This is a genomic window from Streptomyces sp. NPDC127114, from assembly GCF_042677525.1.
Taxonomy (GTDB): domain Bacteria; phylum Actinomycetota; class Actinomycetes; order Streptomycetales; family Streptomycetaceae; genus Streptomyces.
Window position 1 is genome coordinate 44,379 of record NZ_JBHXTJ010000043.1, and the last position, 11,800, is coordinate 56,178.

The following is an 11,800-nucleotide window of genomic DNA, read 5'->3' on the forward strand; positions in this document are numbered from 1 at the left end:
CCGGGTTCACAGGGGCGGCGGACCGTAGCCTCCGCCGCCCGGGGTACGGACGACGAGGACGTCGCCCGGGCCGACGTCCGTGGTGTCCACGCCCGCGAGGTGGTCGACGGTGCCGTCGGCGCGTTCGACCGTGTTGGCGCCGAGCGCGCCCGGCTCGCCGCCCGCCATGCCGTACGGCGGGACGCGGCGGTGGCCGGTGAGCAGGGTCACCGTCATGGGTTCGAGGAAGCGGATGCGGCGCTCGACGCCCGCGCCGCCGTGCCAGCGGCCGCGGCCGCCGCCGTTCTCGCGGACGGTGAAGGCGTCGATCCGCACCGGGTGGCGCCACTCCAGGACCTCGGGGTCGGTGAGCCGGGAGTTGGTCATGTGGGTCTGCACGGCGTCGGCGCCGTCGAAGCCCTCGCCGGCGCCGGAGCCGCTGGCGACGGTCTCGTAGTACTGCACGCGGTCGTTGCCGAAGGTGAGGTTGTTCATCGTGCCGGAGCCCTCCGCCTGGACGCCGAGGGCCGCGTACAGGGCGCCGGTGACGGCCTGGGAGGTCTCCACGTTGCCGGCGACGGTCGCGGCGGGGTGGACGGGGGCGAGCATCGAGCCGGGCGGGACGCGCACGTCGAGGGGTTCCAGGCAGCCGCTGTTGAGCGGGATGTCGTCGTCGACGAGGGTGCGGAACACGTACAGGACGGCGGCCATGACCACGGACGTGGGGGCGTTGGTGTTGCCGGGGCGCTGCGCCGAGGTGCCGGTGAAGTCGATGACGGCGGAGCGCCGTTCGCGGTCGACGGTGACGGTCACCTGGATGACGGAGCCGTCGTCGGTCTCGTAGCGGCAGGAGCCGTCGCGGAGGCCGGCGACGATGCGGCGGACGGACTCCTCGGCGTTGGCGCGCACGTGCCGCATGTAGGCGTGGACGACGTCGAGGCCGAACTGGTCGACGGTCTTGCGCAGTTCCTCGATGCCCTTCTCGTTGGCGGCGATCTGGGCGCGCAGGTCGGCGATGTTGGTGTCGGGGTCGCGCGAGGGGTGGGGGGCGCCGGTGAGCAGGGCGCGGGTCTCGGCCTCGCGCAGCCGTCCGTCGCGGACGAGCAGCCAGTTGTCGAAGAGGACGCCCTCCTCGTCGACGGTGCGGCTGAAGGCGGGCATGGAGCCGGGCGTGATGCCGCCGATCTCGGCGTGGTGGCCGCGCGAGGCGACGAGGAACAGCAGCCGGTCGCCGGCGTCGTCGAACACCGGGGTGACGACGGTGACGTCGGGCAGATGGGTGCCGCCGTGGTAGGGGTCGTTGATGGCGTACACGTCACCGGGGCGCAGCTCGCCCTCGTTGCGGCGCAGCACCTCCTTGATGGACTCGCCCATGGAGCCGAGGTGGACCGGGATGTGGGGCGCGTTGGCGATGAGGTTGCCCTCGGGGTCGAAGAGGGCGCAGGAGAAGTCCAGCCGCTCCTTGATGTTGACGGAGCGTGCGGTGTTCTCCAGGCGTACGCCCATCTGCTCGGCGATCGCCATGAAGAGGTTGTTGAAGACCTCCAGGAGGACGGGGTCGACGTCGGTGCCGGCGGCCGTGCGCGCGGGGCGGGGCGTGACGCGCCGCAGCAGGAGGTGGCCGGTGTCCGTGGCGGTGGCCCGCCAGCCGGGTTCGACGACGGTGGTGGCGTCGGCCTCGGCGAGGATCGCGGGGCCGGTGACGCCGTCGCCGGGGCGCAGGTCCTCGCGGCGGTGCAGCGGTGTCGGGGCGGGCGCTCCTCCGCTGTACGCCGTCACCGTGGCCCGGGGCGTGAGTCGGCCCGTCCGCGTGCCCTGGGGGACGGCGACGGGCCCGTGCGGTCCCGCGGTGCCGACGGCCTCCACGGAGACGGCCTCGACGACGAGCGGGGCGTCCGTGGTGAAGCCGTAGCGCTTCTGGTGAAGGGCCGTGAACGCGGTTTTCATCTCTTCCGGTTCGGCGAGCGGTACCGCGAGGCTCGCGTCGGTGCCCGCGTAACGCAGCAGCACGCGCGCGTGGGTGGTGATCGCGTCGTCGGGCAGTCCGTCGGCGCGCAGCTCCTGGCGGGTGCGGGCGGCGAGTTCGCCGCACAGGCGGGTGACGCTCTCGGCGGTGTCCCCGGCGTCGAGTTCCGCCTCGACGGACCGCTCCCGCATGGCGGTGGCGTCGGCGAGCCCGATCCCGTACGCGGAGAGGACTCCGGCGAGCGGCGGTACGAGGACGGTGTCGACGCCCAGCGCGTCGGCGACGGCGCAGGCGTGCTGGCCGCCGGCGCCGCCGAAGCAGGTGAGGGCGTAGCGGGTGACGTCGTGGCCGCGCTGCACGGAGATCTTCTTGACGGCGTTCGCCATGCTGAGGAGGGCGATCTCCAGGAATCCCGCCGCGACCTGCTCGGGCGTGCGGCCGCCGCCGATCTCGGCGGCGAGGGCGGTGAAGCGATCCCGGACGACGCCGGCGTCGAGCGGCTGGTCGCCGTGCTCGCCGAACACGGCCGGGAAGTGCGCGGCCTGGATCCGGCCGAGCATCACGTTGGCGTCGGTCACCGTGAGCGGGCCGCCGCGGCGGTAGCAGGCGGGGCCGGGAACGGCGCCGGCGGAGTCGGGGCCGACGCGGTAGCGCTGGCCGTCGTAACGGAGCACGGAGCCGCCGCCGGCGGCGACCGTGTGGATGCTCATCATCGGGGCGCGCATCCGCACGCCGGCGACCTGGGTGCCGAGCTCGCGCTCGAACTCGCCCGCGTAGTGCGAGACGTCGGTGGAGGTGCCGCCCATGTCGAAGCCGATGACCCGGTCGTGGCCGGCCTCGCGCGAGGTGCGGGCCGCCCCGACGACGCCGCCCGCCGGGCCCGACAGGACGGCGTCCTTGCCGCGGAAGTGCGCGGCCTCGCGCAGCCCGCCGTTGGACTGCATGAACATCAGCCGGATCCCGGCGAGTTCGCGGGCGACCTCGTCGACGTACCGGCGCAGGATCGGCGACAGGTAGGCGTCGACGACGGTGGTGTCCCCGCGCGGGACGAGCCTGATCAGCGGGCTGACCTCGTGGGAACAGCTGACCTGGGTGAAGCCGGCGGCGCGGGCGAGCTCGGCGACCCGGAGCTCGTGGTCGGGCCGGCGGTAGCCGTGGAGCAGGACGACGGCGGCGGAGCGCAGGCCGTCGCGGTGGGCGGCCGCCAGGGCGGTGACGACGGCGTCCTCGTCGAGCGGCGTGACGACCTCGCCGTGGGCGTCGACCCGCTCGGGAACCTCGGCCACGCGCGCGTACACCGCCTCGGGCAGCACGATGTGGCGGTCGAAGATGCGGGGGCGGTTCTGGTACGCGATGCGCAGGGCGTCGCGGAAGCCGGTGGTGACGAGCAGGAGCGTGGGCTCGCCGCGCCGCTCCAGGAGGGCGTTGGTGGCGACGGTGGTGCCCATCTTGACCACGGCGACCCGCTCGGCGGGGACCGGTTCGCCGGGTGCGAGGCCGAGGAGCAGCCGGATGCCGGCGACGGCGGCGTCATGGGGGCGGGCCGGGTCGTGCGAGAGCAGCTTGCGGGTGACGAGCCGCCCGTCGGGGCGCCGGCCCACAACGTCCGTGAAGGTGCCGCCGCGGTCGATCCAGAACTCCCAGCGTCCGGTCATGCCCTCATTGTGGCCGCGAGGGCGCGGGAGAGGGCGGCTTCGGCGCGGGCGTCGAGCAGGGCGCGGGAGCCGGTGGCGTCGTGCCGGATCTCGGTGGCGGCGAGCAGCAGCAGCTGCGGCAGCAGGTCTCCGCAGCGGCGTACGACCCAGGCGGTGCCGGCGGTCGCGAGCCAGCGCAGCGCGTCCGCGCGGGTGGGCGGCGGCTCCTCCGGTTCGGTGGAGGGCGCCGTGCCGCGGGCGAGGCCGCGTTCCGCGAGGAGCCGGTGGAAGGCGGCGGCGACGGCACGGTGGCCGCGCTCGCCGGGGTGCAGCCGGTCCGCGCTCCACAGCGAGCGGTCCTCGGTCCACGCGGGCGCGTCGAGGTGCAGGTGCACGGCGTCGTGGCGCTCGGACAGGGCGTGCACCACGGCGTTCACGGCCCGCTGCCGCCGGGCCAGCGGCCGGGCCAGCGGGGCGGGCAGCCCGAGCATCCGGCCGGGGTCGGGCAGACAGGCGGTGAGCAGGACGGCCCCGCTCGCGGCGAGTTCGGCGCACACCCGGTCGAGCCGGCGGGCGAGCAGCCCGATGTCGAAGGTGCGGCGCAGCGTGTCGTTGACGCCGACGACCACGGACGCGAGCTGCGGCCGCAGCGCCAGCGCCCGGGCCAGCTGCGCCTCGGCCACGTCACGGCTCTGCGCCCCGCTGACGGCGAGGTTGGTGAACGCGACCTCCTCCCGCCCGCCCGGAACCCCCTCGGCCAGCAGCGCCGCCCACCCCCGCCAGCCGTCCCCGACCCGGTCACCGACCCCCTCGCTGAGGGAGTCCCCGAGCACGACGAAGCGGGTGACGGCGGAAGCGGGGGCCGGCGCGACACCGGTGCCGGACCGGCCGGTGCTGGGCGGGCTGGACCGGTCGATGCCAGGCCGGTCAGGCGGGCCAGGACGGTCGGATCCGTCAGACCCGTCGGTGCCGGGCGGGCTGGACTGGTAGGTGCCAGTCCTGCCCGGCCGGTCGGCCGGCGCGGCGCCGGTGCCGGGCGGGCCAGTTCGGTCGGCGCCAGGCCAGTCCGACCGGTCGGTGCCGGGCCGGTCGGTGCCGGACCAGCCGGTGCCAGGCCGGGCAGGCGGGCCAGGCCGGTCGGACCCGTCAGACCCGTGGGTGCCGGGCGGGCTCGGCTGGTAGGTGCCAGGCCGCCGGTGCCGGTCGGTGCCGGCCCGGGCCGGCCGTCCGTCGGCGGCCCGCCCGGTCGACGCTTCGGCCTCGGTCGTCATCGGACGAGCTCCTGTCGCGGGGCGCCGGGGAAGGGGGCCGGTGGTGCGTCGTGGGCCGCCAGGAAGGCGGCGGTGGCGCGGGGCCAGGAGAAGAGTTCGGCGCGGGCGCGGGCGGTGGCGCGGCGGAGGGGCTCCGGGCGGGCGAGCACCGTGCGGACGGCGCGGGCGAGGGCGGCCGGGTCGTCGGGCGCGCAGGCACCGGCGTCCGCGACGACCTCGGGCAGCGCGGAGGACGCGCTGCAGACGACCGGGGTGCCGCAGGCGAGGGCTTCGAGGGCCGCGAGGCCGAACGTCTCGGCCGGCCCCGGCGCCAGGCACACGTCGGCGGCGGCCTGGAGGTCGGCCAGGGCCTCGCGGTCGGCGACGTGGCCGAGGAACCGCACCGGCAGCCGCAGCTCCCGCGCGCGGCGTTCCATCGTGCTCCGCAGCGGCCCCTCCCCCGCCACCACCAGGGCCGCCCGCACGCCCTGGGCGCGCAGCACGCCCAGCACGTCGAGCGCGACGAGCGGGCACTTCTCGACCGAGAGGCGCGAGCACAGCGCGAGCAGCACCCGCTCGCCGCCCGCGTACCGGTCCCGCGGCGCCGTGCCGCGCCGCTCCGGCCGGCAGCGGTCCAGGTCCACCCCGAGCGGGGCGCGGACGACGTTCCGCGCCCCGATCCGTACGAACTCCCGCTCCGCCCACTCCGTCGTGCACACGATCCGCGAATAGGCCCAGGCGGTAAGGCGGTTGAGCCGGTCCGCCGCCCGTGCGGCGAGCGCGGGCGGGACGCCCCAGGTGCGGAGCACCCCGTCGGCGGTCTCGTGCGAGACCATGACGGACGGCACCCGGGCGCGGCGCGCCCACTCCCCCGTCCAGCGCAGGGTGGTCCGGTCGGAGACCTCCAGGCGGTCGGGCGCGAGTTCCTCGAGGAGCCGGCGCAGGCCGCGCCGGTCGGAGAGGACGCGGTAGCCGCCGGTGCCGGGGATCTCCGGCCCTGGCAGGGTGATCACCCGGCCCTGCTCGGTCTCGGCGTCGCCGGCCGTGTCGCCGGGTACGACGAGGACGGGTTCGTGGCCCGCGGCCCGGTAGCCGCGGCCGAGCTGGTCGAGGGCGGTGCGCAGCCCTCCGGAGGTCGGGGTGACGAAGTTGGCGAGCCGGACGATCCGCAGCGGGCCGCCTGCCGAGTGCCGTGCCGTACCTCCTGCCGTTCCGGGTGCGCCGGCCCGGCCCGCCGCCCGGGTGTTCCCCGCCGCGCCGGCGCCGTTCACGCCGCCACCGCCGTCCGCTCGCGCAGCACCTCCCGGTAGTGGCCGATCAGCTCGTCGCCGATCGCCTCCCAGGTCCGGCGCCCGACCGCGGCCCGGCCGGCCGCGCCGTACACCGCACGGAGCTCCGGCGCGGCGGCGAGCGCGGCCACCGCCGTCCGCAGCCCGTCGGGATCGTCCGGCGGCACGAGCAGTCCGGTACGGCGGTGGGCGACGAGGTCGAGGGGGCCGCCGACGGCGGGGGCGACGACGGGCACGCCGCTGGCCATGGCCTCCTGGACGGTCTGGCAGAAGGTCTCGTACGGCCCGGTGTGCGCGAAGACGTCGAGCGAGGCGAAGATCCGCGCCAGTTCGTCGCCGGTGCGCCGGCCGAGGAAGACGGCCCCGGGCAGGGCGGTCCGCAGGCCGGGCTCGCTGGGGCCGTCGCCGACCACCACGACCCGGACGCCGCGCAGCCCGCAGACCCCGCCGAGCAGGTCGACGCGCTTCTCGGGCGCGAGCCGTCCCACGTAACCGACGAGGACCTCCCCGCCGGGAGCGAGTCTTCGGCGCAGCGCCTCGTCGCGCAGCCCGGGCCGGAACCGTGCGGTGTCGACCCCGCGTCCCCAGAGCCGTACCCGCCCGATGCCGTGCGCCTCCAGGTCGCTGACGGCGGCGGTGGACGGGGCGAGGGTGCGGTCGGCCGCGCCGTGCACGGCGCGCAGCCGGCGCCAGGCGGCGGACTCGCCGGCGCCCATGTAGGTGCGGGCGTATCCGGCGAGGTCGGTCTGGTAGACGGCGACGGCCGGCAGGCCGAGGCGGGTGGCGGCGGTCATGCCGCGTACGCCGAGGACGAAGGGGCTGGCGAGGTGGACGAGGTCCGCCCGGTGGGCGGCGATGGCGGCGGCGACGCGGCGGCTGGGCAGGGCGACGCGGACCTGGGGATAGCCGGGCAGCGGGAGCGAGGGCACCCGGATCACGGGGCACGGCGCGTCGGCGTCCGTTCCCGGGGCGGATGCGGGGGCCGCGGGGGCGACGACGAGGGGGTCGTGGCCGCGGCGGACGAGGTGGCGGGCGGTCTGCAGGGCCGTGTGGGCCACACCGTTGACGTCGGGCGGGAAGGACTCGGTGACGATGACGACACGCATACCCGTGTTGTCGTCGGATCCGGCGTGTACCCGTCAAAGTGGATCTGGACGGCCGGGAAACGTCCCATGAGCGTTTTCCCCGGGCGCGCGGCGGCCCGGGACGTACGTGCGGTGCCGGGGGTGGCCGTTGGGGGCCACCCCCGTGGCGCTGCGGTCAGACCTGGAGGTCGAGGTCCGGCCCTATCCGGTTGCGCACCGCGTCCTGGACCTCCGCCTCCTCGGCGGGATCGGCGGCCAGCCTGCGCAGGCGTTCGGCGACGCGCACGTCACCGGTCTCGGCATGGAGCGCGGCGACCTCGCGGGTGGTCTCCTCGCAGTCCCACAGGCACTCGACGGCGAAGCCGGTCGCGAAGCCGGAGTCGGTGGCGGCGAGGGCACGGGCGGTGCGGCCGCGGAGGTGGGAGGAGGCGGTCTCGCGGTAGACGTGGCGCAGCACGGGCGCCGCGCAGACGATGCCGAGGCGTCCGGCGCCGTCCACGAGGGAGTAGAGGGCCGGGGCGTCCGGGCCCTGGGAGCGCACCGTCTCGCGGAGGGCGCCGAGGACGAGGGGGGAGTCCTCGGAGCCGCCGCGGCAGGCGAGCATCCCGGCGGCGGCGGCGCCGAGCTCGTCGGGGCGGTGGATCCAGCCGCGGGCGCGGTCGACGGCGGCTTCGCCGCTCATGCGCCGGTACGCGGTGACGGCGGCCTCGGCGACGACGCGGGAGCCGTCGCCCACGGCGCGTTCGACGAGGTCGAGGACGGCGGGGTCCCCTGCCTCGGCGAGGTAGTGCAGGGCGGCGCAGCGGGCGCCGTCCGGGCCGCCGCTCGCGACCGTGAGGATCGTCTCGCGGTCCTCGGGTCCGGCGACGGCGACCAGGCAGCGGGCGGCGGGCCCGTGCAGTTCGGCGCCGCGCTCGTGGCCCTCCTGGGCCCAGTCGAGGACGGCCTGGACGCTCCAGCCGGGCCGGGGCCCGGTGGGGCGGAGCTGGCGCTGCCAGCGGTCGAAGGATCCCTGTTCGCGGGCGGCCCGGATGCGGGCGCCGACGGACTCGCGGGGATCGTCGGCCCACAGTCGCCAGGGCCGCGGCTCGAAGGCGTCACGGACGGTGGCGGCGAGCTCGGCCTCGCCCTCGGGCGTGGCCGGGAAGCGGGCGAGCACGGGCTCGGCGAGGGCGCGCAGGCCCGCGTCGTCGTCGCGCAGCGCGAGCTCGTCGAGGGCCCAGGCCCAGTTGCTGCCGCCGGCGGCGTAGCGCCGCAGGAGCAGCAGGGCGTCGCGGCGTCCGTAGGAGGCGAGGTGGCCGAGGACGGCGAGCGCGAGCCCGGTCCTGGACTCCTCGTCGTCGAGGTGGTCCTCGGCCGCGAAGAGGTGCGCCTCGATCTCCTCGAGGCCTCCGTGGAGGTCCAGGTACAGCCGCGCGTAGTAGAGGGAGCGGTTCTCGACCCGCCAGTCGTGGCGGGGGTCGTCGAGCACGCAGTGGTTGAGGGCCGCGAGGGCCTCGGCGCGTGGCGCGGCGAGCGCGTGGAGGGTGCCGTCGCCGCGGCCCCTCTGCAGCAGACCGAGCAAGGTGCCGCTCGGCGCTATGACTGGATCGAACATGGAAGACGCCTCACATCAAGCTGTCGACACGACCGGGGGGAATCCGGGATGAACCGGGTCAGGCTGTTCGCCTAGGCCGCGCGGCAACATGTCGGGCCGCCCGTCGTCCTGCGCTTGTCAGTGACCATCTTCCTCTGCCTCTCGTCGGTGGCCCCCTGCGGGCCCGACGTCATGATGACCCACCCATTTCGCCACCGCGACCACATTTACGGCGCTGTCTCACCTGGGGTTCAGCCGTCGTTCACCTGGGATGTCAGCGAACTCCGAAGAGCTCCAGGAGTTCCGTCTTCCCAAACATCCGCGCGGTATCCACGGCGGACGGAGTCCCCGCTTCCGGATTCGCGCCGCCGGAGAGGAGGGCGCGGACCACCGCGTCCTCGCCCTTGAAGACGGCGCCGGCGAGCGGGGTCTGGCCGCGGTCGTTGGCGGCGTCGGCGTCGGCGCCGCGGGTGAGCAGCGCGGTGACGGCCTCGGCGTGGCCGTGGTAGGCGGCGAGCATGACGAGCGAGTCACCCTTCTCGTTCGTGAGGTTCGCCGGGACGCCCGCGTCGAGGTAGGCGGCCAGGGTCACCGCGTCGCCGGCGCGGGCCAGGTCGAAGACCTTGGAGGCCAGCTCGACGACCTCGGGGTCCGGGGTCTCGTTCTCGCTCATCGTTCACAACCCTTCGTGCTCGGCCCGCACGGCAGGCGCGGCCGTACGAGTGAATCGACAGGGTACTGCCCGTCGGACGACATGAGGGGGCTCCGCCGCGGCAAGGATCAACCGCGGCCCGTCCCCTGGCCGGTGCACTACCGCACCCGGCGCGTTTCGCCACCCGGAGAGACACCCGCGTCCGCCGGTCAAGTGAAATCGCCAGCCATTCACCCATATGCACCTTTAATCACATAGATACTTGCTGTGAACCTGGAAGGACTCAAGGTGACTGTCCCCTCAACCAGGAGAACACCTCATGATCCTGTCCATCTCAGGCGTGGTCCTGCTCGGCATCATCTGCTTCCTGTTCTTCAAGAAGGACGGACTCAAGGCCTCGCACGCCCTCGTCTGCGCGCTCTTCGGCTTCTACCTCGCGGGCACCGCCATCGCCCCCAGCATCACCGCCGGCGGCCAGAGCCTCGCCAGCCTCTTGGGCGGGATCAAGTTCTGACGCCCTTCATCCCCTTCCACCACCTCAGGAGTACGACGTGGCCCGGCGACCACTTCCCCGCATTCTGAGCAGCGGCAGCGCACAGATCGCTCGCAGCCGAGAGATCGCGCGCACGGCCGCCGACAGCGCCACCGATGTGCTCCACCCGCTGATCACCATCTCGCGTGGTCTGCGGAAGCTGGCCGCGACCGCGCGCGCCAAGTGGGCCGCGACCCCCAAGGAGCGGCGCGGTCCTACGCTGTTCCTGGTCGCGGCCTGCGTCCTGGTCGTCGCCCTCGTGCCGTACGGCCCGCTCCTCGCGCTCGTCGCGCTGATGGGGGCGGCCGCCTGGCAGGGGCGTGAGCGCCCGGTCGTCAAGACCGGGCCCGACGACGCGGAGATCGCCCGGCTGAAGGGCCTCTACGAGGCACTGGTGCCGTACCTCTCGCTGCCCGACGACCCCGACCCGCTCTTCGCCCACGGCGGCGACTGGAGCACGGCCTTCGGGGACCACGCCTTCGACGAGGACGGCCGGCTCACCCGGCTGCGGATCTCCTACCCTCCCTACTTCACCGACGGCGAGCCGGCCGCCCGGGCCCGGATCGAGCAGCTGCTGCACGCCAAGTCGGGCCGGGGCCGCGAGTACCACTTCGACTGGGACGAGGAGGGCAACCGGCTCACCATGCGGGTGCTGCCCGCGCTGCCCACGACCATCGCCGCCCAGCGCTTCGTCACCGTGCCAGGCGAGACCGTGCTCGGCTTCACCGACGCCGACGCCGTGCAGCGGACCGTGCCGGTCCGCGCCTCGGACGGGACCGAGGACGCCCCGGCCGTGGTGTGGCGCACCGGTCCCCGCTCCACCGAGCCGCACCTGCTGGCCGTCGGCCAGCCGGGCAGCGGCACGAGCTCCCTGCTGCGGTCGGTCGCCCTGCAGGCGCTGCCGCACGGCGACGTGCTGATCGTCGAGGGCGGCGGCACCGGCGAGTACGCGTGCCTGGTCGGCCGCGACGGGGTGCTCGCCGTCGAGTGCGGGCTCTCGGGTGCCCTGGCCAGCCTGGAGTGGGCGGCGCACGAGACCGAGCGGCGGCTGATCGCCGCCAACCGCGCCCGCCAGTCGGGCCGTCCCGCGCCCGAGGACACCCGCCGCCCGCTGTGGATCCTGCTCGACCGGCCGAGCGTGCTCGGCCACCTGGCCGCCGCCGACGGCCGCCCCGACCCCCAGGACCTGCTCCAGGTGCCGCTGCGGCACGGCCGGGCCGCGTCCGTGACGGTCGTGGTCGCGGAGCAGTTCGACAGCCTGGACGCGCTCGGCGAGACGGTACGGAGCCACACCCGTGCCCGGGTCGTGCTCGGGCCCGCCGCGCCCGACCAGATCGCGGCGGTGCTGGGCACCGGACCGCACACCACGCCGGTGCCGGACGTCCCGCCGGGCCGCGGCTACGCCCGCCTCGGCACCGGCCCGGTGCTGCGCCTCCAGGTCCCGGCGACGCCGGACCCGTACGACGACGCGACCAGCGAGGCGCACCGCCGCGCCGTCCTGGAGCTGCTGCCGGAGCGCCGTACGGCGACGATCACCGCGATCGAGCCGCCGCCCGGCCCCGCCCCGGCGTCCGGCCTCGTACCGGATCTGGACACGGACACGGCTCCGACGCCCCGCAAGGACCCCGGCCCGGCCCCGGTCCCCTCGCCGGTCCCGGCGGAGGGCTGAGCGCCCGGGAGCGACGTAGGCCGTTTCTTCCGGATCAGGACCCGGCCGAGATCCGGAAGAGACCGGGACACCGCGGAGACGCGGAAGGGGGGGGGGCCCCCCGGCAGTTGGCGCAGCCCGCCCCGGGGTTTAAGGTGGGTTGAGAACGCCCCCAGACCCCCGGCGCCA

General features: G+C 75.5%; 8 protein-coding genes. 2 read left to right on the forward strand and 6 right to left on the reverse strand.

Translation table 11 applies throughout. The annotated features are described in order from the left end of the window. Positions 1-6 precede the first annotated feature (6 nt). The 6 genes from ACFVGS_RS30820 to ACFVGS_RS30845 form a co-directional block, all read right to left on the reverse strand. A complete protein-coding gene (locus tag ACFVGS_RS30820; protein WP_385695060.1) occupies positions 7-3,600 on the reverse strand; it encodes a hydantoinase B/oxoprolinase family protein in 3,594 nt (1,197 codons plus the stop codon). Beyond that, the gene (locus ACFVGS_RS30825) at positions 3,597-4,850 is read right to left on the reverse strand and encodes a GDSL-type esterase/lipase family protein (protein ID WP_385695063.1); all 1,254 of its coding nucleotides are present in this window, start codon (positions 4,848-4,850) and stop codon (positions 3,597-3,599) included. The genes ACFVGS_RS30820 and ACFVGS_RS30825 overlap by 4 nt, the downstream gene beginning before the upstream one ends. Next, positions 4,847-6,001 (reverse strand): glycosyltransferase, encoded by a 1,155-nt coding sequence (locus tag ACFVGS_RS30830; RefSeq protein WP_385695077.1) that lies wholly within the window; start codon positions 5,999-6,001, stop codon positions 4,847-4,849. Before ACFVGS_RS30830 ends, ACFVGS_RS30825 begins: the two co-directional genes overlap by 4 nt. 95 nt (positions 6,002-6,096) lie before the next feature. Beyond that, positions 6,097-7,224 carry a glycosyltransferase family 4 protein gene (locus tag ACFVGS_RS30835; protein WP_385695066.1) on the reverse strand — a complete coding sequence of 376 codons (1,128 nt, stop codon included), beginning with the start codon at positions 7,222-7,224 and terminating at the stop codon, positions 6,097-6,099. Positions 7,225-7,378: 154 nt separating this feature from the next. Next, complete coding sequence (locus ACFVGS_RS30840) at positions 7,379-8,800, reverse strand: HEAT repeat domain-containing protein (RefSeq protein ID WP_385695069.1); 1,422 nt, start codon at positions 8,798-8,800, stop codon at positions 7,379-7,381. A gap of 253 nt (positions 8,801-9,053) precedes the next feature. After that, positions 9,054-9,452 (reverse strand): ankyrin repeat domain-containing protein, encoded by a 399-nt coding sequence (locus ACFVGS_RS30845; protein WP_384420387.1) that lies wholly within the window; start codon positions 9,450-9,452, stop codon positions 9,054-9,056. A 298-nt stretch (positions 9,453-9,750) separates the two neighbouring features. Here ACFVGS_RS30845 and ACFVGS_RS30850 point away from each other — a divergent pair, with 298 nt between their 5' ends. Beyond that, entirely contained in the window at positions 9,751-9,945 is a 195-nt protein-coding gene (locus ACFVGS_RS30850; protein ID WP_128976945.1) for a hypothetical protein, read from the forward strand. A 37-nt stretch (positions 9,946-9,982) separates the two neighbouring features. Further along, positions 9,983-11,632: a hypothetical protein gene (locus ACFVGS_RS30855; protein ID WP_384420390.1), complete on the forward strand. Its 1,650-nt coding sequence runs from the start codon at positions 9,983-9,985 to the stop codon at positions 11,630-11,632. Positions 11,633-11,800 lie beyond the last annotated feature (168 nt).

Bases quoted from the DNA above. Each gene is read 5' to 3' on its own strand.
- ACFVGS_RS30820 (WP_385695060.1), bottom strand. From the start codon at position 3,600: ATGACCGGACGCTGGGAGTTCTGGATCGACCGCGGCGGCACCTTCACG.
- ACFVGS_RS30825 (WP_385695063.1), bottom strand. From the start codon at position 4,850: ATGACGACCGAGGCCGAAGCGTCGACCGGGCGGGCCGCCGACGGACGG.
- ACFVGS_RS30835 (WP_385695066.1), bottom strand. From the start codon at position 7,224: ATGCGTGTCGTCATCGTCACCGAGTCCTTCCCGCCCGACGTCAACGGT.
- ACFVGS_RS30840 (WP_385695069.1), bottom strand. From the start codon at position 8,800: ATGTTCGATCCAGTCATAGCGCCGAGCGGCACCTTGCTCGGTCTGCTG.
- ACFVGS_RS30845 (WP_384420387.1), bottom strand. From the start codon at position 9,452: ATGAGCGAGAACGAGACCCCGGACCCCGAGGTCGTCGAGCTGGCCTCC.
- ACFVGS_RS30850 (WP_128976945.1), top strand. From the start codon at position 9,751: ATGATCCTGTCCATCTCAGGCGTGGTCCTGCTCGGCATCATCTGCTTC.